A 21,328-nucleotide genomic window follows, 5' to 3' on the forward strand; every position below is an offset into this window, starting at 1 on the left:
GGTTGACCCGCCGTCCCCGTACCGCTTCGATCAGCGTCGGTCCTTACTGTGCCGCTGTCCCGTCACACGGAAAGTCCCGTATGCCTTCTGCCAAGATGCACGCCCACGAAGCCGACATCGACGCGCACCTCATACGCCGGTTGCTCGCCGCGCAGTTTCCCGACTGGGCGGACCTCGACGTCGAGCCCGTCGACTCGAACGGCACCGTCAACGCCATCTACCGCCTCGGCGACGACATGGCCGTCCGGCTCCCGCGCATCGAGGGAGGCGTCGCGGACGTACGGCGGGAAGTGCTGCACCTGCCGCGGCTCGCGCCCTCGCTGCCCGTCGCCATCCCCGCGCCGCTGGGGCAGGGCGAGCCCGGCGAGGGCTTCCCGTGGCCCTGGTACGTGTACCGGTGGCTGGAGGGCGCGAACCCCGTCGTCGGCGGTGCGGGACAGTCCGCGCTGTTCGCCGCCGACCTGGCCGAGTTCGTCATGGCCCTGCAACGCGTCGATCCCGCGGGCGCGCCTGCCGCGTACCGCAGCGGACACCTCGCGCCCCGCGACGCCGACACGCGTGACGCGATCTCGCGGCTCCACGGCGTCATCGACACCGACGCCGCCACCGCCGCCTGGGACGCGGCCCTGCGCACGCCCCGGTGGGAGGGGCCGCCCGTCTGGGTCCACGCCGATCTCCAGCCGGGGAATCTGCTGGCCGCCGACGGACGGCTCGGCGCCGTCATCGACTTCGGGTGCATGGGGTACGGCGAACCCGCCGTCGACCTGATGACCGCGTGGAGCCTGATGGCGGCCGACACCCGGGAGACCTTCCGTACCGCTCTGGGCGTCGACGACGCGACCTGGGCGCGCGGGCGGGGCTGGGCCCTGTCGATCGCGCTCATCGAGCTGCCCTACTACCGGACCAGGAACGCCACCATCGCGAGGATCGCGCGCCATGTGATCGAGGAAGTGCTCGCGGATCATGCCGGGGTGAACCGCTAGCGGACAGCGCCTTCCTGGCGGAATACTGCGATCACCCCCGCCGGCCACGGAAGGACTCCCGTGTCACTCTCGCCCCTCGTCTCCCCGCGGCTCGCCGCGATCGGTGTCACCCTCCTGCTCTCCCTCGCCGCCGTGCCGTCCGCGTCGGCGGCCACCGCGCCGGCCGCCACCGCGCCGGCCGCCACCGCCGAGGAGCAGCGCCTCGACCGGGCGGCGCCGCAGGAGATCCTGCGCAGCAGCGGATTCGACACCGTGGCACCGAAGTTCGCGCGGGCCCTGGAGCGCGCCCACTCGTACGCCGAGGCCAAGCGCGTCGTCGTACGGCAGGGAGAGGCGCTGTGGCGGCGTGCCGTCGACCGGGCGCAGGGCCGGGGCCCCGCCGGTGAGCTGAGCCGCGACGACGACCGGCCGCTGTACTGGGCGCGGCTCGGGATGACGCGTGAGCTGCGGCAGTGGGAGCCCGCCCGCTTCAAGATGAGCGAAGCCCGGCAGGGGCTTCTCATACGGGCCCTCGAGGACGCGTCCCGCGGGCACGACTCCATCAGCTACCCGAAGAAGGATGCCGCGGGCCACCGCCTCAAGCGCATCCTCGTCACCGGCTTCGACCCCTTCACGCTCGACCGGGACGTCCGCATCAGCAACCCGTCGGGGGCGACCGCCCTCGCGCTCGACGGCACCGTCATCGAGACCGCCGACGGTCCCGCGCGCGTGGAGACCGCCGTCTTCCCCGTGCGCTGGGACGACTTCGCCGAGGGCACGGTCGAGCGCACCCTGCGCGCGCACCTGCCCCGCGTCGACCTCTTCACCACCATCAGCCAGGGCCGCGCGGGCCGCTTCGACATCGAGCGGACCAACGGGGCCTGGCGGGGCGGCTTCCCCGACAACGAGAACCTGTCGCGCACGGAGACGGTCCCGGTGGCCGATCCGGCGTCGCAGCCCCAGTGGACGTCCACGACCCTCCCGTACAAGGAGATCGTGGGCGCGCAGACGGGCCGCTTCCCCGTGTACGACAACACCTCGGTGACCGAGATCCCGGCGGGCCAGAGCGCTCCCGTGGTGCGGCCCGACGGACCCACCGCCGGTTCGACGGCCCGTGAGGGCGGCGGCGGCAACTACCTGTCGAACGAGATCGCCTACCGCGCGACGCTGCTCCGCGACCGCCTCGGCCTGCACGACCGCCTGCCCGGCGGCCATGTGCACACGCCGATCCTCCAGTTCGGGGCGGGCAACACGGACCCGGCCACGGGCAAGATCACCGATCCCGAGTTCGTGCGCAACCGCCTCGACATCATCGCGCAGGTGCGGCAGATCCTGACGACCGCTATGGACGCTCGCCGGTAGCGGGCATCCGGCCGCCGGGACCGGGCGAACCGTCCGGTCCCTGCGGGTCGTCGTCCCCCGTGTCCTCGCCCGCGAGTTCCCGTGCCATCAGCGTCGCGCCCGCGACCGCGCCCGGCATCAGGAACACCGCGACGAACGGGACGAGGAAGGCCACGGCGAGCGGCGTTCCGAAGCCCCAGGCCAGCATCTTGCGGCCGCGCAGCCGCGTGAGCCGCTCGCGGAGTTCGACGCCCCGGCGCTGGAGCGCCACCGCGGTCAGCTCCTCGACCAGGAAGAAGCCGGTCACCATGAAGCCGAGCACCGGCACCACGGTCTGGCCGACGACCGGGATGAAGCCGAGGGCGAAGAGGAGGATGCCCCAGATCACGGCCCGTACGACGATGCGCAGGCTGTCGCGCGCGGAGATCCACAGCTCCCGCCAGAGCGGCAGGCCCGACTCGGGGGCGTACCCGGCGACAGAGATGTCGACCTTCTCCGACAGGGACTCGTAGAAGGGCTGGCCGATCAGGAGTGTCACGGCCGTGAAGGTGATCACCGAGAGGAGGAGGGCGAGCGCGAAGAGCAGCGCGGTGAGGAAGCCGCGGAACAGGCCGACCCACGGCGATGACCAGTCGTCCGCGAAGGGCGTCGCCCAGCCGACGAAGTCCGTGCCCCACAGGGCGAGCGCCACGAGCGCCGCCGCGTACAGGAGCAGGGTGATCAAGCCGGGCAGCAGGCCGACTCCGTACTGCTTGCCGTGCTGGGCGACCCAGCGCTGGCCCTTCATCAAATAGCCGAAGCCTCGTCCCAGATCACGCATGCGGCACAGCCTATCCGCCGGTCGCGGGCCTGTGATCGACGGGATGCACGGGGCCGAAGGCCCTCTTGTTGCACGGGGGTTGAAACGGTAGACCACGCGTACCGAATCTCAACCGGAGGTACGTATGGGGATGTCCCGGCCATCCAGACCCGTTCTGCTCACCACGCTCGCCTCGGCGGGAGCGCTCCTCTTCACCACGCTCGCCCCCGGCAGCGCGACCGCCGACCCCCGGCCCGGCGGCCGCGACATCCTGCGCGAGGGCTCGCCGCTCAGCAGCACGGAACGGGCCGCCAGGAGTCCGGAGAGCGCCGCCGACCGTGCCCTTGGAGCATCGGACGGCTCCGGCCTGGCGAGCGGCAAGAACCGCGGCTATCCCCGCGAGCAGAAGCTCACCCCGCCGCCCGCGAACCCTGACGACAAGTCGATAAAACTGGGCCTCGCGCCCTATCACTCCATAGCCCCGAAGCTGAATGACATCCAGGGCATCGGCGACCGCGTCAGCGTGGAGATCGCGGGCCGGTCGGCGGGCGGGCACCAGCTCTACCTGGTGACCGTCACCTCCCCCGAGTCCGCCAAGGAGACCGCGCGCCAGGAGCGGATGCGCGACCTCATCGAGCACGCGCCCGCCAGCGCCGCCAAGGACCCGTCGATCAAGTCCTCGTACAAGACGCCGGTCTTCGTCAACAACAACATCCACGGCAACGAGTGGGAGGGCACGGACGCCGCCCTCAAGCTCATCGAGAAGCTCGCGAAGGCCACGGACGGCAAGACGAAGGACCTGCTCGCGCACAACCGGCTGTACTTCAACGTCACGGCCAACCCCGACGGCCGCATCGCGGGCACCCGCGCCAACGCCAACGGTTTCGACCTCAACCGCGACTTCATCACCGCCTCGCAGCCCGAGGTCCGCGCGATGCGGCAGATCGCGATCGACAAGCAGCCCGCGGTCATGATCGACCTGCACGGGTACGTCAACGGCACCCTGATCGAGCCGACGACTCCCCCGCACGGCGAGAACTACGAATACGACCTCTTCCTCAAGAACACCTACGCCAACGCCCTGGGCATGGAGGCCGCGGTCAACGGCCTCGGATACACCCCCGAGAAGGACGGCGTGGAGCCCGCGATCATCCCCTTCCGCGACCAGGAAGAGGGCTGGGACGACTGGCCGCCGATCTTCACCCCGCAGTACATGCCGTTCCACGGCGCGGTCGCCGCGCACACCATCGAGTTCCCGATGACCGTCAACAACGACGAGTACGACGAGCTTCCGGTGCCGGAGCTGCGAAGGCGGTCCGCGATCAACGTGGACATCGCGGGCGCGGCGATGACGGCGACCCTCAAGTACACCCAGGAGCACCGCACTTCGGTGATCGCCGACCAGATCGAGACGTTCCGGCGGGGCGCGGCGGGCGCGAAGCAGGTGCCGGTATCCCCGGAGACCGTGCCTGGGGTGCCCGGCATCGGCCCGGAGGACGTCTACACGACCGACTTCCCCCGCGCATACGTGATTCCGCGGGTCATTCCGGCGGGCAAGGAGAAGGGCGAGCGCGGCCAGCGTTCGGCGGCGGCCGCCTCGCGCCTCGTGCAGCATCTGCTCGACAACGACGTGGAAGTCCGCCGTGCGACACGGGACTTCAGGCTCGGCGGGACCTCGTACGCCGAGGGTTCGTACGTCGTCGACATGCGGCAGCCCAAGCGCGGGCTCGCCAATGTGATGCTCGCCGACGGGCGCGACATCAGCGACAAGGTGTCCATTATGTACGACATCTCGGGGTGGAGCCTCGGGCGGTTGTGGGGTGCGACGGTGGACTCCGTGAAGGGCGGCTCGCTGTCCGGCGTGCGGTCGCGTGCCGTGGACTCCGCGTCGCGGGTCGGCCATGTCGCCTCGCGCGGGGATCTTCGCCTGCGGCTCGACGACGCGCGGGAAGTCGCGGCTCTCAACTGGCTGCTCGCGCGCGGTACTTCGGTGCGCAGGGCTGACGACGGAAGCGTGATCCTGCCGTCGTCCGCGCGGGGTGCGGCGGTCGCGGCGGCGAAGAAGTACGACGTGGCTTTCGACGCGACGAAGGCGAAGGGCGGCGCTGTCGTCCGCTCGACGCGGGTCGCGGCGGCCGTCACTCCGGGTGAGCTGTTCGCGCTGCGCGAGATGAACTTCGACGTGGTGCCGGTGTCGACGGATGTCCTCAACGCCGGGTTCGACTGGAAGAAGTCGGGGGCGGACGCGCTGTTCGTGTCGGCGGGGCTTGCGTACGGGGAGCTGAACGCGGGGGCCAAGGCCGGGCTCGACGGGTTTCTCTCCCGTGGCGGCGGGCTTGTCGGGCGTGGGTCCGAGGGGGCCTCGCTGAACTCCGACGCAAAGCTGCTTTCCGTTGAGGCGGTCTCCGGGAACGGGGATGCCAATGGTGTGGTGCGGGTCGTCAACTCCGGTGGGGTGGTGACCGGCGGGGCGCCTGAGCATTCGTTCGTGTACGCGCCGATGTGGTTCACCGGGCTGGGGAGCGGGGTGCGGGTCGAGCAGTCCTATGGGGGTGGGAATCCGCTGGTCTCCGGGCACTGGCGTGCGGTGGAGGGTGGCGCCGGTGGACCCTCTGACGCCGCGGGTCAGGCGTCTGTGGTGAGTGGGGCCGCTGCGGGGTCCCGCGTGGTTCTCTTCGGCACCGAGCCGCTGTTCCGGGACCACCCCAAGGGGGTGTTCCCGCAGGTGGGGCGGGCGCTGCTGAGCGTGGGGCGGGGCTAGGGCGATCCCTGCGGGGCTTTCCCCAGTCCCGCCCCTTCCCGAAACTGGGGCTCCGCCCCAGACCCCGTACAAGATGGCCTCAAACGCCGGCCGGGCTGAAACAGCCCGGCCGGTCTGCAACCAAGGCCCCTGCGCCGGCGGGTTTCTGGGAAGGGGTGGTTAGGGGAATCGAAAAGCATGACCCGCGAGATCAAAGTGCAAGGCACCACCTCAGCCGGATACGAAGCCGTGCGGGACGCGTTCACCGCGCTGCTGGCCGCGGAGAAGCCCGATCACGCCGCGCAGCTCTCCGCCTATGTGAAAGGGCAGCGCGTCGTCGACCTGTGGGTCGGCCCGGACACCGGGCCGGGGACGCTGTTCGGCGTCTACTCCTCCACGAAGGGCGCCGCCTACCTCGTCGTGGCGCTGCTCGTCCAGGACGGCGTCCTGGAGCTCGACAGAGAAGTGGCCCACTACTGGCCGGAGTTCGCCGCCGAAGGCAAGGGAGAGATCACCCTCAGGGAACTCCTCTCGCACCGCGCGGGCATCGTCGGCGCCGACTCCGGATTCACGCCGGAAGAGGTCGCCGACGACCGTGCCGTCGCCGCCCGCCTGGCAGGCCAGCGCCCGTACTGGCGCCCCGGTACCGCCTTCGGCTACCACGCCCTCGCCATCGGCGCCCTGGCCGGCGAGGTCGTCCTGCGGGCCACCGGGCGGACCCTGGGCGAGTTGTACGAGGAGCGGGTCCGCGCCCCGCTCGGGCTCGACTTCTATCTCGGGCTCCCCGAAGAGCTCGAACCCCGGTTCCGCTCGGTCCTGCCGATGCTCCCCACCCCGGCGGAACAGGCCGCACTGGACGCGCAGCCCCCGCAGCCCGGCACCCTGAACGCCATCGCCTTCAACCGCAACGGCGCACACCCCACCGACCTGGAGGCGTTCCCCAACTCCCGTCTGGTGCGCGCCAAGGGGCCCGCCTCGGCGGGCGGTGTCGGCTCGGCGCGCGGCCTCGCCGGGATGTACGCGGCGGCGGTCACCGGGCTCGACGGCCGGGAGCCTCTTCTGAAACCGGACACCGTGGCCGAGTTCGGGCAGATCCACTCCAATGGGTTCGACCTGGTGGCCAGGGCCCACAAATCGTTCGGCGTGGGGTTCCAGAACGTCGCCGAGGCCTGGTATCCGTTCCTCGGCGCAGGGTCCATCGGGCACAAGGGCGTGGGCGGCTCGCAGGCGTTCGCCGACCCGCGCAGCGGGCTCGCCTACGGGTACACGCGGCGCAGGTTCCCCTTCCCCGGCGGTTCGGTCCCGGAGGACGAGCCCCTGGTGCGGGCCATCCACACTGCGGCCATCCGCACGACGGCCGTCACCCGCTGATCCGTACGACGCAGGGCCGCGCCCCGGCATTCCGGGGTGCGGCCCTGCGTACGGTGCCAGCGGTGCCAGCTGCGCCGAAGAAGAGCGTCAGGCGACCGCGAGCTCCACCTTGATGTTGCCGCGCGTGGCGTTCGAGTACGGGCACACCTGGTGCGCCTTCTCGACCAGGGACTGCGCGGTGGCCGTGTCCACGTTCGGGATGGAGGCGCTGATCGCGACCTCGAGGCCGAAGCCGCCGGCCTCGGTCGAGCCGATGCCGACCTTGGCGGTCACGGTCGAGCCCGTGATGTCGACGTTCTCCTTGCGGGCGACCACGCCGAGCGCGCCCTGGAAGCAGGCGCTGTAGCCGGCCGCGAAGAGCTGCTCGGGGTTGGTGCCCGCGCCGCTGCCGCCCATCTCCTTCGGCGGGTTCACGACGACGTCGAGCTTGCCGTCGTCGGTGGCGACGCGGCCGTCACGGCCGTTCTCGGCGGTGGCGACGGCGGTGTACTTGACGTCGATCTGCTGGATGGACATAAGTGCCGGTTCCTCCTGAGATGTTCCGCGATGCGCGCCCACAGTCGCGACAATGTGGAATCACTTTATCGGATGCCGGAAAGTAACTTCCGGGGGTGCGTCTCGCGTGCCCGCGTCTCAGACCAGGGAAACGACCATCTTTCCGGTGTTCTCGCCGCGCAGCATGCCGAGGAACGCCTCCACGCCGTTCTCGACGCCCTCGACGAACGTCTCGTTGTACTTGAGCTCACCGGAGCGGATCCAGGCGCCGACCTCGTTCACGAACTGCGACTGGAGGTTCTCGTGGTCCCCGACGAGGATGCCCTGGAGGCGCAGGCGCTTGCCGATGATCATGGCCATGTTGCGCGGGCCCGGCGTCGGCTCGGTGTCGTTGTAGCCCGCGATCATGCCGCAGATGGTGGCGCGGCCGTGCACGTTCATGCGGCTGATGGCCGCTTCGAGGTGCTCGCCGCCGACGTTGTCGAAGTAGACGTCGATGCCGTCGGGGGCCGCCTCCTTCAGCTGCTCGACGACCGGGCGCGGGTCCTTGTAGTTGAAAGCGGCGTCGAAGCCGAGCTCCTCGACGAGGTGCTTCACCTTCTCGTCGGAGCCCGCCGAGCCGATGACGCGCGAGGCGCCCTTGAGCTTGGCCATCTGGCCGACCTGGGAGCCGACGGCTCCCGCGGCGCCGGAGACGAACACCGCGTCGCCCTCCTTGAAGGAGGCGACCTCGAAGAGCCCCGCGTAGGCGGTCAGACCGGGCATGCCGAGCACACCGAGGTACGCCGAGAGCGGCGCGGCCTGCGCGTCCACCTTGACGGCGTGCTTGGCCGGGACGGTCGCGTACTCGCGCCAGCCGGCGAAGTGCAGGACGTGGTCGCCCACCTCGTAGCCCTCGGCGTTCGAGGCGACGACCTCGCCGACCGCACCGCCCTGCATGGGCTCGTCCAGCTTGAACGGCGGGGTGTACGACTTCACGTCGTTCATCCGGCCGCGCATGTACGGGTCCACGGAGAAGTGCAGGTTGCGGACCAGGATCTGGCCGTCGGCCGGGGCGGAGACAGGGGCCTCGCGCAGCGCGAAGTCCTCCGGGACCGGCCAGCCGTGCGGGCGGCGCACGAGGTGCCACTCACGGCTGACGTCGGGGAGCTGCGCGGACCCGGGGGCCTCGGGGGTGACGGACATGCGGGCGTCCTCCTCCTGCTCAGACTGCCGTCGCCGGCAGACTGACGTTGCGGAAATGCTTCAGGTTGTGAAACAACCATGCGCCTACATATTTCATGATGTCAAGTATCGGGGTAGCCTGGAGCGCATGGCCACCACCAGCTCCCGCACCCCGCGCACCGATCCCCTGACGCTCGAAGTCGTCGAGCTCATCGGCACGGTCGTCGCGCGTTACTACGAGGAGTACGACGCCGCGGCGGGCAAGCACGCCCTCACCGGGGCGCAGGCGCGCGTTCTCGGACTGCTCTCCCTCGAACCGCTGCCCATGCGTCGCATAGCCCAGAAGCTGAAGTGCGAGCCGTCGAACATCACGGGGATCATCGACCGTCTCGAAGCGCGCGGACTCGTCGAGCGGCGGCCCGATCCGGCCGACCGCCGCGTGAAGCTGGCCGCGCCGACGGACGAGGGGCTCGCGGTCGCCCGCAGCCTGCGCGAGTCGCTGGACTTCGCCAGGGAGCCGCTGGCCGAGCTCTCCCGCGAGGAGCGCCTGTCGCTGCGCGCGCTGCTGCGCAGGATGATCGGCGAGGGCGGCGAGACCAATGGGACAGGTGGGACCGTCGGGGTCGGCGAAATCACCGAGAACGAGCGCTGACCCCAGCGCGTCCACAGCCGACCGCTACGTGCACCACCACAGAAAGCGGTCACAGGTCTCCGACGGCTCCGGGTCGGGCGTCGGGTCCGGGCGCTGTGTGGTCGGCGGGGGCGTGGGGCGCGTGGTTCCGGGGGTGCCCGGGGCCTGTGGCGAGTCCGGGGTGCCGGGGGCGGACGTCGTGGCCGGAGCGGTCGAATCGGGGGACTCGCCGGCCTCGCCCGTCTCGTCCGCCTTCTCGGCGTTCTTGGCCTTCCGCGTCTCCTCGGCCTCCTTGTCCTTCGCGGACTCGGACGCCGAAGCCGATGCCGAGGGGTCGGCCGACTGGTCCGCGGCGGCCTCGGCGCCCACCGCCGCACCGCTGCGGGGGTCGTCCGGCTTCCGCGACGCGGACTTGCTCGCCGAGCCGTCCGGCGACGAGGACGCCGTGGGTTCGTCCGAAGAGCCCTCGATGCCGAGTTCGGCCAGGCTCAGACCGCCGGCCGCGAGCGCGAGACCGGCGGTGATCAGCAGGACCTTGCGGCGTTTGCGGCGGTGCGCCCGGCGACCGCGCTCCCGGCGGCGACCCCTGCCGCGCGGTGCCTCGTCGTCGTACGCGTGCTCGGAACCGTCCGGTTCGTTCTGTGCGGCGACCGCCTCCGCGTACTCACGGCAGGCTTCGGCCGGGGTTCCGCACCCCGGGCAGGCCAGGGCGCCGTTGAGGTGCCTGTGGCACGGGTGGCAGTAGTCCATGAGGCATGGAGGCTAAGTGAGGCGCGGGTGACAGAGGAAGCCGCTGCCGTGAAGGTTGTGTGCGGAATCGAATGTTCCAGCGGCTCCTGCTTCCGCTATGGGGCAATCCGCCTGTTCCGCGCCGGTCACGAACGCCGACCGGCAAGGGCGCTAACCCGCGAACGCCGTCTGCTCCACGCCCTGCCCCGCGTCCGGCACCACGAGCACGGATCCGGACAAGGGGTGCGGTGCCTCAAGTCCCGTACAGGCGGAGGTGATGTAGAGGTCGCGCAGTCCCGCGCCGCCGAACGCGCACGCGGTCGGGCGGGCCACCGGAAGTTCGATCACCCGGTCCAGGGCGCCGGAGGGGGTGTAGCGGCGCACGGCCGCCCCGTCCCACAGGGCGACCCAGACGCAGCCGTCGGCGTCGACGGCGAGCCCGTCGGGGTATCCGGCCACGGGCTCTATGGCCGCCAAGGTGCGCCGGGAGACGGGGAGTTGGTCCTCACCCATCTCCAGTACGTCGATGCGCCGGGTGAGGGTGTCTATGTAGTACATGGAGCGGCCGTCCGGGCTCCACCCCGTGCCGTTGCTGACGGACACGTCGTCGAAGACCTCGGTCACGGTGCCGTCGCCGGTCAGCCGGATCAGGTTGCCGCCGCCCGTCGCCTCGTCGTAGCGCATGGTGCCCGCCCAGAGCGAGCCGTCGGGGGCGACGGCCGCGTCGTTGCCCCGGCGGCCCGGAACGGGCTCGTGGTGCAGCCAGCGGAACGCGCCGCCGTCGGCCATGGAGTCGTAGAGAGCCACGCCGTCCCGGAGATTGACCACCAGGCCGCCGCCCGCGCGCGGTTTCGCGGCGCCGACGTGCTGCTCGGTGGCCATGACCGAGCGGCGTCCGTTCGACGGGTCGTACGTGTGCACGCGGGAGCTGAGGATGTCGACCCAGATGAGCCGCCGGGCGGCATGATCCCAGGTGGGGCCCTCGCCGAGTGCTGCCTGCGCGCGTACCGCTATGTCCATTGCCGCAGGCTACCCGCACACCCCCGCTCAGCCCACCCGCCCGAGCTCGCCCCGCAACCGCCGGGCCCTGAGCACCAGTTCCAGCTCGAAGCGGCGGTCGGGATCGTCGACCTCGTCGCCCCACAGCTCCCTGATCTGCCGCAGGCGGTAGCGCACCGTCTGCGGATGCACCCCGAGACGGGCGGCGACCTCCGGCGCTCCGCCCCGCGTCTCCAGCCAGGCCAGCAGGGTCTCGGCGAGGCGGCGGCCGTGCGCGGGGCCGCAGTGGGCGAGCGGGGCGAGGCAGCGGCGGGCCAGGTCCTCGATGAGTTCCTCCGGCTGGAGCAGGACCAGGGCCTCGGTGTGCTCGGTGCAGTGCAGGACCTCGCCGGAGGGCAGCAGTCCGCGCTCCATGAGACGGACCGCGGCCTCGGCCCAGCGCAGTGACTTCGCGGCGTCGGCGAGCGGCACGGGCGGGCCGATCGCGCCGGACCAGCCCGCCATGGCGCGCCGCAGCAGCTCGGGGCGGCCCGCCGCTTCCGGGTCGGGGACGACCATACGGGGCTGTTCGGTCTCCATGTCGAGCAGGACGCCCTGGCCGACGGCGGGCGCCACGGCTTCCCTCGCCGGGCGGAGCAGCACCCCGACGGCGACCCGTTCGGGCAGCTGCCAGCCGACGCGGGCGGCCCGTTCGTCGAGCGCGCTGCGGACGCCGGGCCGCCGCTGCCCTGAGTGCGAACCGGAACCCGAACGGGAACCGGAATCGGCCGGCGCTCCCGGCCCCGGTTCGCCGCGCCGCTCGGAGAGCAGCAGCTCCATCAACTTCCTTTGCAGGCGCAGTCGTTCACCCGCCTGCCGGGCCGCGGCCTCGGCGTATCCGCGGACGGACTGGTCGACCAGACCGTCCAGATACTCGAAGCCCGACTCGGCGAGTTCGTACATGGCCGGTGGCGGGATCTCGATCTGCTGGCCGATCTCGGCCAGGCGGCGCCAGGCCAGCCGCACGCCGAGGCGGTAGATCGCCTGGAGCGAGTCGAGGCTGCGGCCGTGCAGGCCCTCGCCCCTGCCGAATTCCTGGAAGACCTCCAGCGGATAGCGGGGCCGCCCCTCGGCGGACGCGATCTGCTGGACGAATCCCTCCAGGGCACGGCGTATGCCGATGAGCGCCATGGGCTCGCCCGAGTCGTCGAGGACGACCGGCAGGCCGGGGTACTCGGCGCGGATCTCCCGGAGTATGTCCTGGGCCAGGGCGGGCACTTCGTCCAGGGCGAGCGCCGCGAACCGCCGTACGAGCACGGGCGGCACGTCGCGCCAGGCCGAGCGGACGGACAGCGAACCCTGGCTCTCGGTCACGGGCACGGCCACTCACTGTCCCCGAGGGGCAGTCTCGTAGTGCACGAGTGGTGTGTTGGGCTGTTCCGGCGTCGCGTTCAGGGCGGCGACGATGCCGAACGCGGCGCCCACGGCGAGTGCCGCGGCGACGACGACGGTCAGACCGGCGGCTAGCAATCGGTGCATGTCAGGGTCAGCCTCTCTGCTGGAGGTCGTCCCCACCCTGGTCGTACGGACATCGATCACACAGTCCCGAACCGGCCCCGCCCGGCAAGTGCACAGTCTCATCAACGCATTGACACTTCGTCAAGGGTCCGCCTAGCGTCACGGCCCCATACGGCTCGGTAACACTTCTCACCCGCCCCCAGGAGTGCCGGATGCGCCGCACAGCTTCACCCCTCTCGCTGATCCTCCTCGGTCTGGGCGTGTTTCTGCTCGTCCTGGCCCCGATGCTTGCCTGGTACGTCGCACCGCAAGCGAAACGCACTCCCGTCGACATCGACACCACCACGGTCTTCAAGGGCAGAGGCAGTTATTTCGACACCGAGAAGATCAAGACCGTGCACGGCAAGAACCTGACGATCACGCGTCAGGTGCGCGGCGACGTGGCCGACAGCAACGACGAGCACGCGGTCTGGGACGTGGTCACGTCCGTCGACCCGGACTCGTCGCTTCCGGCCTCCGACCCGCATGATTCGCTCCAGTTCACGACGGAGCGCTGGGTCACCGACCGCGAGACGAACAGGCCGGTGCACTGCTGCGGCGAGAAGCCGTACTTCGAGGGCGAGGCCTACCTCAAGTTCCCCTTCGACGTGCAAAAACGCTCCTACATCTGGTGGGACAACACCCTGGGCGCCACCGTCCCGCTGACCTTCCGGGGCACCAAGAAGATCCAGGGCTACGAGGGCTACCGCTTCACCGCGAAGGTGAAGCCCGCGAAGACCGGAACGCGTCTTGTGCCGGGCCGCCTGGTGGGGCAGCCCAAGCGCAGCAACGTGCTCGCCGAGGAGTGGTACGCCAACCACGGCGTCGAGCTGGTCGCCGACAAGCGCACGGGCCGGATCATCTACGCGGCGATCGGCCCCCGCAAGACGCTGCGCGCCCCCGGCTCGGACAAGGACGCGACGGTGCTGCTCGACAGCAAGCGCATCGCGTTCACGACGAAGACGCAGAAGGCACAGGTCGAGCTCGCCGACGACGACAGCAGCCGGCTCGAACTGGTCGGCGGGACGCTGCCCGTGGGGGCGGCCGTGCTGGGTGGGCTGCTCGCGATCGCGGGAGGCGTTCTGGTGCTGCGGGGACGGCGGTCCGACAGCGGGACACACGGGTCAAATGGGCCGGGCAGTGCGGCGGAGCCGAACGGTCCGAATGGCGATACGTCCCCAACCACCCTGCAACCCAGCACGATGTGATGAGACGTCAGCCGTTGAAAGCCCAGAACTTGTCACTTCGGTGAGTAGCCGCGTCGAAGACTGCGGCGAAAACTAACGTTCCCACCCGAGCACAGTCCCCGCACGACCCCCGCACCACCCCCGCACAGTCACAGCACCGCGCACAGTCCGAGCACAGCACGTCCGCAAGCGACCCCCGAACGGTGCAACCCCCCATAAGCGCCTCACGGTTCCGCACCCTGACGAGTTGGAGCACGCATGCCCCAGCACGTGCCTTCTCCGCTGCGCGCCGCCACCCCGCGGGCCGCGCAACGGCTTCCGGCACTTCCCCCGCAGCCGCGCCGGATCGTTTTTCTCGCCCGCCGCGATCTCGCGAACCCGGCCGCGGGCGGGTCCGAACTGCTCGTCGACCGACTGGCCGACGGCCTGAGCAAGCTCGGCCACCAGGTCACCCTCCTGTGCGGGGGCCCGGCCGCGTTCCGCGACTACCGCGTCGTGTCGGCGGGCGGCGACCTCGGGCACTATCTGCGCTCGCGTTCCGCCTTCACCCGGCAGGTCGGCGACTGCGACCTCCTCGTCGAGGTCTGCAACGGCATGCCCTACCTGGCGCCGCTGTGGCACCGCGGGCCCACGCTGTGCCTGGTCAACCACGTCCACACCGATCTGTGGGGGATGCGCTTCCAGGGCGCGCTCGCCCCCGCGGCCCGGCTCGGCCGAAGACTCGAACACTGGTCGCTCTCCGGCGCCCAGCGCGGGAATCTCCTGGTGGCCGTCTCGCCGTCGACGGCCACCGCCCTGCGCGCGATAGGCGTCGAGCGTGAGCGCATACGGATAGTCCACAACGGGGTCGAGGAGCCGGGGACGCTGCATCCCCGCTCGGACGAGCCGATGTTCCTGGCGATGGGACGCCTCGTCGAGTACAAGCGCATCGATCTGCTCCTTCGCCTCTGGGAGCGCGTCAGACCCGTCACCGGAGGACGTCTGGTGATCGTGGGCGACGGCCCCGAGCGGGAGCGCCTGGAACAACTCGCAGGTCCAGGCGTGGAGTTCAGGGGCCATGTCTCCGAGGCGGAGAAGCACCGGCTGCTCTGCGAGGCGTGGATGCTGCTCCATCCGTCGGCCGTGGAGGGCTGGGGCCTGGTGATCACCGAGGCGGCGAGCCGTTCGACACCGGCCATCGGTTTCGACGTACCGGGTGTACGTGACTCCATCGAGGACGGCGTGACGGGACTGCTCGCCCGCGGCGAGAGTTCCTTCGCCGCCGCCTGGTGCACCCTGGCGCTGAGCGCCGAGCGCCGCAGGGCCTTCGGCAAGGCCGCCGGTGAGCGGGCCGCCGGCTACCGGTGGGCCAATTCCGTACGCGAGTTCCAGGCGGTGGCCTCCGAGGCGATCGTCACGCACCAGGCAGCACAGCAGGCACCCCAGGGGTCCGTGTGAAGGACCCGTCCCTGCGCCGTTCCGCCACCCTCTTCCGGGCCTTCATGCGCGAGCAGCAGGAGCCCGAGCGGTGTTACACCCTGCTCGCCCGTGACGCCGCCGACCAGGTCGAGGCCTATGGACCGGTCAGGGACCGCGTCGTCGTCGATGTCGGCGGCGGCGGGGGCTACTTCACCGAGGAGTTCCGGCGGCGCGGCGCGCACAGCTTCCTCTTCGAGCCGGACCCGGCCGAGCTGGGCGCCAAGCCGCCGGAGGGCTCCGTCGTCGCCGACGGCTACCTCCTGCCGCTGGCGGACGGCGTCGCCGACGTCACCTTCTCCTCCAACGTCCTGGAGCACGTGGACGATCCGCAGACGTTCCTCAGCGAGATGGTGCGGGTGACCAGGCCCGGCGGCCTGATCTACGTCTCCTTCACCAACTGGTACTCGCCGTGGGGCGGCCACGAGTGGGCGCCCTGGCACTACCTGGGCGGCGCCCGCGCGCGGGCCCGCTATGAACGGCGTACCGGCAGAGCAGCCAAACACACGCTCGGCGAGAACCTCTTCGCCCACCACGTCGGCCCGACCCTGCGCCAAGTGCGGGCGAGGGACGACGTGTCCGTCGTGTCCGCACGGTCCCGCTACTGGCCCTTCCTGGCCGGTGCCATCACCAAAGTGCCGGGTGTACGCGAGTTCGCCACCTGGAATCTCCTCCTCATCCTCAGGCGGTGTCCATGACCACGGTGCAGGCCCCACCCCCGGCGTCGGTCCGGCCCACGGCTGACGCCCCCGAGCCCGGACGGGGGCCGCGCTCCAAGCGCTGGCTGTTCGGGTTCTGGGCCGTGGTGTTCGTCCTCTTCCTGGCCGTGCAGCCGGGGCGGATGACGTTCGACACCAAGCTGGGTGTGGCCGTCGACCCCTGGCAGTTCCTCTCCGACCTGGGCCAGCTCTGGCACGACCGGGGCGGGTTCGGCGGAATCCAGGACCAGTACGTCGGATACACCTGGCCGATGCTGCCGTTCTACGGTCTGGCGAAGCTCGTCCAGCTCCCCGTGTGGCTCGCGGAGCGGCTCTGGCTTTCGCTGATCGTGGCCACCGCGTTCTGGGGTGTGCTGCGGCTCGCCGAGCGGATGCGGATCGGCAGCAGCGCGAGCCGGCTGCTCGGCGCGATGGCGTACGCCCTGTGGCCGACGTTCACCGTGGTCGTCGGGTCGACGTCGGCGGCGGCGCTGCCCGGCGCCCTGCTCCCGTGGGTGCTTCTCCCGCTCCTGAACGACCGGATCAGCGCGCGCTCGGCCGCCCTGCGCTCCGCGCTCTTCATCCCCTTCATGGGCGGCGTGAACGCGGCGGCGACACTGGCGTCCCTGCTTCCGGTGGGCCTGTATCTCCTGTCGAGACCGAACGGACCGCGCAAGCGGAAGCTGATCACCTGGTGGGTGCCCGGCGTCATCCTCGCCACCGCCTGGTGGGTGGTGCCGTTGTTGATGCTCGGCATCTACGGCGAGAACTTCCTGCCCTATGTGGAGACCTCGGCCACCACGACCGGCACGATGTCGGCCACGGAGACCCTGCGCGGCGCGGGCAACTGGGTCGCGTACCTGAACTTCGGCGAGGCATGGCTGCCCGCGGGCTGGACGGTCGCGACGGCCTGGATCGTCGTGGTCTGCTCGGGGTTCGCCGCCGCCCTGGGCCTCGCCGGGCTCGCGCGGCGCGATCTGCCCGAGCGGCGCTGGCTCGTCCTGACCGTGCTCTCGGTCGCGCTCGTCACGCTCGCCGGGTACGGCGGCGCGTTCGGCGCGCCCTTCCACGACACCGTGCAGTCGTGGCTGAACGGCGGGCTCGTCCCCTTCCGCAACATCTACAAGTTCCAGACGGGCCTCGCGCTCGCCCTGGTCTTCGGCCTGATGCACCTGGTGGGCGTGGCCGCGCAGTCGCGCGGGGCGCGGCCGGTGCGGGGGCGGCGCTACGCCCCGCTGATCGCGGCCCTGCTCGTCCTTCCGGGCCTCGCCTTCCCCTACCTGAACGGCTCGATCCTCCAGCCCGGCTCGTTCAAGAAGCTGCCGACGTACTGGCAGGCGACGGCCGACTGGCTGGAGAAGTACTCCCCCGACTCCCGCGCGCTCGTGGTGCCCGCCACCGCGCACGGCATCTACACCTGGGGCTCGCCCATCGACCAGCCCCTGGACGTGCTCGCCGACTCGCGCTGGGCACAGCGGGACTACGTCCCGTTCGGCACGCCCGGCAACCGGCGCGCGATGGACGCGGTGGAGCAGGCGCTCGCCACGGGTGGCGCCGTCCCCGGCCTCCAGGACTATCTGACGCGCGCGGGCCTCTACTACGTCGTCGTACGCAATGACCTCGACCCCGACCAGATCGGCAACGTGCCGACGTCGACCGTGAAGCGGACCCTGGAGGAGTCGGGCTACGACCGCGTCAAGGGCCTGGGTCCGACCGAGACCGGCGGGATCATCCCCGACGACACGCCCCTCCAGGTCGAGGGCCTCTACCCGCGCGAGCGCGCGGTGGAGATCTACGCCCCGAAGTCGGGCGCCGAACGGCCGGGACAGGCCGGGATCAAGCCGGTGTCGAACACGGCCGTGGTGAGCGGCGGCCCCGAGTCGCTGCTCCAGCTCTCCGCCGACCCCTCCATGCGGGACCGACCGTCCGTCCTGACCGGCGACAACCACCCCGGAGTGGGAACTCCCGCACTCCAGGCGGTCGGTGACGGTCTGCGCCGCGCCGACACCCGCTTCGGCCTGGTCAGCTCCAACACCTCTTATACGTACACACCCGGCGAACGCAACGCGAGCGGCGCCCTCCAGGATCCGGGCAAGAAGCCGCACCAGATCCTGCCCACCGACGGGATCGAGCACCAGACGACGGCGGTGCTGCGCGGCGCGAAGTCCGTGACGGCGTCGAGCTACGGCAACTGGCTCTTCCATCTGCCGCAGTACGACCCCGTGAACGCCTTCGACGGCAACCCTGCGACGTCGTGGGCCGAGGGCAGCCCCGGAACGCCGAAGGGCGCCTGGATCAAGGCGGAGTTCAGGTCCAAGGAGTCGATCCCCTCCTCGATCCGGGTCATACCGCTGCCGCAGGAGGGCGTGCGGGCCGCGCCGACGCGGGTGCGGGTGGAGACGGAGCAGGGCAGCCGTACGAGTTTCCTCCAGCCCAACGGCATGCGGCAGCGCATCAAGGCGCCCGCCGGTGAGTCGAGCTGGCTGAAGGTCACGATCCTGGACGCGCAGATCGGCAGGGAGGGTCTGACCGGCGCCGGGTTCTCGGAGATCACCGTTCCGGGTGTGCGCGTGACGAAGCTCCTCCAGCTGCCGAAGGACACCGGGGCCGACGCGGGCCGCGACGCGGCTGCGGGCGCCGACGCGACGACGTACTCGATGCACCGCTCCTCCGACCCGGGCGCGCTGAACCCGGTCAACGCCGAGTCGGGGCTGCACCGCCGCTTCTCGACGCCGGCCGACGGCGAGTACGAGGTGAAGGCGAGCGCGCTCGCCGTTCCGGGGTCCGAGCTCGACGAGCTGCTCTACAAGGTGGCTCCGGAGCAGAAGGACCAGATCATCGCGAGCGCCGACTCCACGTCGAAGCTCGGCGGCGGTCTGTCCCCGCGCAATCTCACGGACGGCGATCTGACGACGGCGTGGATCGCCGGCGACAGTCCGGTGGTCCATCTGAAGTGGAAGGGCAAGCAGGAGATCGACGAGATCGTCCTGCCTGCGGCGGGCGGGCTCTCGACGCGCCCCGAGAAGATCGAGATCAGCTCGCCGGACGGCGCGGCGGTCGCCGGTGTCGACGAGAACGGCAACGCGCGGTTCGCGCCGATCACCACGGACGAACTGACCGTCACCATCACGCAGACCGCGCCGCTCACGGTCCACAACCCGGTGGCGGACGCCCAGTTGCAGCTGCCGGTGGGGCTCACCGAGGTCTATGTCCCGGCCCTCGACAAGTTCCGTACGGAGCAGCCTCCGGCCTCGGAGAAGTTCGAGCTCGCCTGCGGGGAAGGCCCGGATCTCGCCGTCGACGGCAAGCTGCACGCGACGAGCGCGAAGGGTTCCGTACGGGATCTGGTCGAGCGGCGGCCCATCGAGGTGACGCTCTGCTCGCGCGGATCGGAGAACACGACGATGTCGCTCGGTTCCGGCGAGCACACCGTCGAGGCCGGTGACGCGGGTCCGCTCGCCCTCATGGACGTCTCGCTGACGCAGGGGACGCCGGGGTCGGTCGACAAGGAGTCGCGCTCCCTGAACATCAAGGACTGGCTCGGCGACCGGCGCGAGGTGGCGGTGGGCGCGGGCTCGGCCTCCTACCTCTCGACGTACGAGAACATCAACGACGGCTGGAAGGCCACGCTGAACGGCAAGGAGCTGTCGTCCGTGCGGCTCGACGGCTGGCAGCAGGGCTTCCTGATACCCGAGGGCGAGGGCGGCACGGTCAAGCTGTCGTACGAGCCCTCGCGGATCTACGAGATCGGTCTGATCGGCGGCGGTATCGGCGTCCTCGCGCTGATCGCCCTGGTCCTGATCCGGCGCCGCGACCCGAACCCGGACGGTCCGGACGTGGCGCCGCCCGCGCCGGGGCTGATCCTGGGCACGGTGGCGCTGACGCTGGTGGGTGTCGTGATCGCGGGCTGGTTCGCGCTGCTTGTGCCCGCGCTCGCGGTCCTCGCGTGGCGCCGGCACTCCCTTCTTGTCCCGCTGGCCTTCCTGGCGATGGGGGCGGCGGGGATCGTGGCGGCGGTGAATGCGGGTGAGCCGACCACGTCGGACGCGGGCGCGTTCAGTCCCGCGGCCCAACTCCTCGCGCTGATCGCGCTGTTCGCGGCGCTGGTGAGTGTGCGGGGCACCGCTGCGGGGGCGCGCGGCGACACCGGGGAGCCCGGTGAGGGCGGCGAGGCTGCCGCCTGGGAGCCGCCTCCGCATCAGCCGCCGCCCGCCGCTCCCCCGGTAACGCCTCCGCCTCCGGGTGGCAGCACGCCGGTGCCCGGGCCCGACCAAGACCCGGGTACGAGGCCGCTGCCCCGCCGCAAACGCGGGGAGAGCGGGGCGGGTGCTGATGCGGGTGGTGGCGGCAGTATGGACGCGGGGGGTGCTCCGCGGGCCGCGAGTTCGACCATCTCCGCGCGGGGCCCGGCGTCCGCACAGGCGGAACTTCCGCCGCCGGGCGCGCGGACCGCACGGACCACGCGCTTCAGGCGGCGCAGGCCAAGGACGACGGAGGGGCTCGCGGGAGCCGCGGCGCCGTCCGCCCCCGGGGAGGACACCAACCGATGACCGCACTCGATCACCCGGCACGTCACGCGGACGGACCCGAACGGCCCCCGGAGCGCGTGCCGTTCCCCGTCGTCGACGAGGTCGCCCGGCACTGCCTCCAGGAGGAGGAGCCGGAGACGGTACACATCGAGGTCCACCTGCCCGGCACCCCGGACCCGGCCCGCCTGAAGGCCGCGTTCGCCGAGGCCCTGCGCCGCCACCCGCGCATCCTGATGCGGGAGGCGCGGGGGCCCTGGTACCGGCGCCGCTACGAGTGGGAGCTGACGGGGGAGCCGGACGTGGAGGTGGTGACGTTCCCGCCACCGGAACGGGACGCCTTGAAAAAGGCCCGCACCCGCTCCCTCTCGGAGGCCCCACCCTTGACGGCATCCCCACCGATCCGCCTGGAGGTAATAGCCGCCGAGGAAGCCTCCGACGCGGCCGCCTCCAGCACGGCCGGAGCAGCCACCTCCCAGAACGGCCGCGCGAACGCGGCTCTCGGCGAGGCGGCCGGTACGGGCTCCGCCCCCGCCGGGGCGGACCGCCCGGGCTCAACCCCTGCCCCGGACGGGGCAAGTACCGCACGGAATGGCAACCCGAACACTGCCCTCGGCGGGGCCGACGGCTCAGGTCCGGACAGGACTGCCGCCACCAACGGCAGTGACGCAGGCGCCCGACCCGGCGAGGGCGCC

Annotated in this window: 16 protein-coding genes and 1 pseudogene; 10 read left to right on the forward strand and 7 right to left on the reverse strand. The window is 71.3% G+C overall.

Translation table 11 applies throughout. The features are described from left to right. The first annotated feature begins 80 nt into the window (after nt 1-80). Nucleotides 81-983, forward strand: coding sequence for an aminoglycoside phosphotransferase family protein (locus ABZ906_RS16690; RefSeq protein ID WP_361382614.1), 903 nt, complete (start codon nt 81-83; stop codon nt 981-983). A 60-nt stretch (nt 984-1,043) separates the two neighbouring features. Continuing rightward, nucleotides 1,044-2,324, forward strand: coding sequence for a pyroglutamyl peptidase (locus ABZ906_RS16695; RefSeq protein WP_361382617.1), 1,281 nt, complete (start codon nt 1,044-1,046; stop codon nt 2,322-2,324). On the opposite strand, the gene ABZ906_RS16700 is transcribed toward ABZ906_RS16695, so the two are convergent. Next, nucleotides 2,305-3,123, reverse strand: coding sequence for an EI24 domain-containing protein (locus ABZ906_RS16700; protein WP_361382620.1), 819 nt, complete (start codon nt 3,121-3,123; stop codon nt 2,305-2,307). The two genes, ABZ906_RS16695 and ABZ906_RS16700, sit on opposite strands and share 20 nt — an antisense overlap. Before the next feature lie 124 nt (nt 3,124-3,247). Here ABZ906_RS16700 and ABZ906_RS16705 point away from each other — a divergent pair, with 124 nt between their 5' ends. Then, nucleotides 3,248-5,863, forward strand: coding sequence for a M14 family zinc carboxypeptidase (locus tag ABZ906_RS16705; RefSeq protein WP_361382623.1), 2,616 nt, complete (start codon nt 3,248-3,250; stop codon nt 5,861-5,863). 177 nt (nt 5,864-6,040) lie between these two features. Continuing rightward, a complete protein-coding gene (locus ABZ906_RS16710) occupies nt 6,041-7,213 on the forward strand; it encodes a serine hydrolase domain-containing protein (protein WP_361382626.1) in 1,173 nt (390 codons plus the stop codon). Nucleotides 7,214-7,300: 87 nt separating this feature from the next. Here the strand turns inward: ABZ906_RS16710 and ABZ906_RS16715 are convergent, their stop codons facing one another. Together ABZ906_RS16715 and ABZ906_RS16720 are read right to left on the reverse strand one after the other, a co-directional pair. Beyond that, nucleotides 7,301-7,729, reverse strand: a complete 429-nt coding sequence (locus tag ABZ906_RS16715) for an organic hydroperoxide resistance protein (RefSeq protein ID WP_361189433.1) — start codon at nt 7,727-7,729, stop codon at nt 7,301-7,303. Between the two features lie 117 nt (nt 7,730-7,846). Beyond that, complete coding sequence (locus ABZ906_RS16720; protein WP_361189430.1) at nt 7,847-8,893, reverse strand: NADP-dependent oxidoreductase; 1,047 nt, start codon at nt 8,891-8,893, stop codon at nt 7,847-7,849. Nucleotides 8,894-9,020: 127 nt separating this feature from the next. Between ABZ906_RS16720 and ABZ906_RS16725 the strand changes: the two genes are divergently transcribed. After that, a complete protein-coding gene (locus ABZ906_RS16725; protein ID WP_361382629.1) occupies nt 9,021-9,524 on the forward strand; it encodes a MarR family transcriptional regulator in 504 nt (167 codons plus the stop codon). A gap of 24 nt (nt 9,525-9,548) precedes the next feature. Here the strand turns inward: ABZ906_RS16725 and ABZ906_RS16730 are convergent, their stop codons facing one another. The 4 genes from ABZ906_RS16730 to ABZ906_RS16745 form a co-directional block, all read right to left on the reverse strand. Further along, entirely contained in the window at nt 9,549-10,253 is a 705-nt protein-coding gene (locus ABZ906_RS16730) for a hypothetical protein (protein WP_361382632.1), read from the reverse strand. 150 nt (nt 10,254-10,403) lie between these two features. Next, nucleotides 10,404-11,252: an SMP-30/gluconolactonase/LRE family protein gene (locus ABZ906_RS16735; RefSeq protein WP_361382635.1), complete on the reverse strand. Its 849-nt coding sequence runs from the start codon at nt 11,250-11,252 to the stop codon at nt 10,404-10,406. A gap of 27 nt (nt 11,253-11,279) precedes the next feature. Continuing rightward, nucleotides 11,280-12,584, reverse strand: a complete 1,305-nt coding sequence (locus tag ABZ906_RS16740; protein WP_361189736.1) for a helix-turn-helix domain-containing protein — start codon at nt 12,582-12,584, stop codon at nt 11,280-11,282. Nucleotides 12,585-12,596: 12 nt separating this feature from the next. After that, on the reverse strand, nt 12,597-12,749 hold the full coding sequence (locus tag ABZ906_RS16745) for a hypothetical protein (RefSeq protein ID WP_361189422.1): 153 nt from the start codon (nt 12,747-12,749) through the stop codon (nt 12,597-12,599). A 191-nt stretch (nt 12,750-12,940) separates the two neighbouring features. Between ABZ906_RS16745 and ABZ906_RS16750 the strand changes: the two genes are divergently transcribed. From ABZ906_RS16750 to ABZ906_RS16770, 5 genes and pseudogenes are all read left to right on the forward strand, one after another. Further along, nucleotides 12,941-13,975, forward strand: a complete 1,035-nt coding sequence (locus ABZ906_RS16750) for a DUF3068 domain-containing protein (protein WP_361382638.1) — start codon at nt 12,941-12,943, stop codon at nt 13,973-13,975. A gap of 237 nt (nt 13,976-14,212) precedes the next feature. Continuing rightward, a complete protein-coding gene (locus ABZ906_RS16755) occupies nt 14,213-15,391 on the forward strand; it encodes a glycosyltransferase family 4 protein (RefSeq protein WP_361382641.1) in 1,179 nt (392 codons plus the stop codon). After that, nucleotides 15,388-16,107: a class I SAM-dependent methyltransferase gene (locus tag ABZ906_RS16760; RefSeq protein ID WP_361189416.1), complete on the forward strand. Its 720-nt coding sequence runs from the start codon at nt 15,388-15,390 to the stop codon at nt 16,105-16,107. The genes ABZ906_RS16755 and ABZ906_RS16760 overlap by 4 nt, the downstream gene beginning before the upstream one ends. Next, entirely contained in the window at nt 16,104-20,657 is a 4,554-nt protein-coding gene (locus tag ABZ906_RS16765; protein ID WP_361383245.1) for an alpha-(1->3)-arabinofuranosyltransferase, read from the forward strand. The genes ABZ906_RS16760 and ABZ906_RS16765 overlap by 4 nt, the downstream gene beginning before the upstream one ends. Then, nucleotides 20,654-21,052, forward strand: a pseudogene (locus ABZ906_RS16770) (condensation protein); the annotation flags it as partial. The gene ABZ906_RS16765 and the pseudogene ABZ906_RS16770, both read left to right, overlap by 4 nt. Nucleotides 21,053-21,328 lie beyond the last annotated feature (276 nt).

Source organism: Streptomyces sp. NPDC046925 (assembly GCF_040644915.1).
Taxonomy (GTDB): Bacteria; Actinomycetota; Actinomycetes; order Streptomycetales; family Streptomycetaceae; genus Streptomyces.

Excerpts from the sequence above, each read along its gene's own strand:
- ABZ906_RS16690 (WP_361382614.1), top strand. The coding sequence starts at position 81 with ATGCCTTCTGCCAAGATGCACGCCCACGAAGCCGACATCGACGCGCAC.
- ABZ906_RS16700 (WP_361382620.1), bottom strand. The coding sequence starts at position 3,123 with ATGCGTGATCTGGGACGAGGCTTCGGCTATTTGATGAAGGGCCAGCGC.
- ABZ906_RS16705 (WP_361382623.1), top strand. The coding sequence starts at position 3,248 with ATGGGGATGTCCCGGCCATCCAGACCCGTTCTGCTCACCACGCTCGCC.
- ABZ906_RS16710 (WP_361382626.1), top strand. The coding sequence starts at position 6,041 with ATGACCCGCGAGATCAAAGTGCAAGGCACCACCTCAGCCGGATACGAA.
- ABZ906_RS16715 (WP_361189433.1), bottom strand. The coding sequence starts at position 7,729 with ATGTCCATCCAGCAGATCGACGTCAAGTACACCGCCGTCGCCACCGCC.
- ABZ906_RS16720 (WP_361189430.1), bottom strand. The coding sequence starts at position 8,893 with ATGTCCGTCACCCCCGAGGCCCCCGGGTCCGCGCAGCTCCCCGACGTC.
- ABZ906_RS16725 (WP_361382629.1), top strand. The coding sequence starts at position 9,021 with ATGGCCACCACCAGCTCCCGCACCCCGCGCACCGATCCCCTGACGCTC.
- ABZ906_RS16730 (WP_361382632.1), bottom strand. The coding sequence starts at position 10,253 with ATGGACTACTGCCACCCGTGCCACAGGCACCTCAACGGCGCCCTGGCC.
- ABZ906_RS16735 (WP_361382635.1), bottom strand. The coding sequence starts at position 11,252 with ATGGACATAGCGGTACGCGCGCAGGCAGCACTCGGCGAGGGCCCCACC.
- ABZ906_RS16745 (WP_361189422.1), bottom strand. The coding sequence starts at position 12,749 with ATGCACCGATTGCTAGCCGCCGGTCTGACCGTCGTCGTCGCCGCGGCA.
- ABZ906_RS16750 (WP_361382638.1), top strand. The coding sequence starts at position 12,941 with ATGCGCCGCACAGCTTCACCCCTCTCGCTGATCCTCCTCGGTCTGGGC.
- ABZ906_RS16755 (WP_361382641.1), top strand. The coding sequence starts at position 14,213 with ATGCCCCAGCACGTGCCTTCTCCGCTGCGCGCCGCCACCCCGCGGGCC.
- ABZ906_RS16765 (WP_361383245.1), top strand. The coding sequence starts at position 16,104 with ATGACCACGGTGCAGGCCCCACCCCCGGCGTCGGTCCGGCCCACGGCT.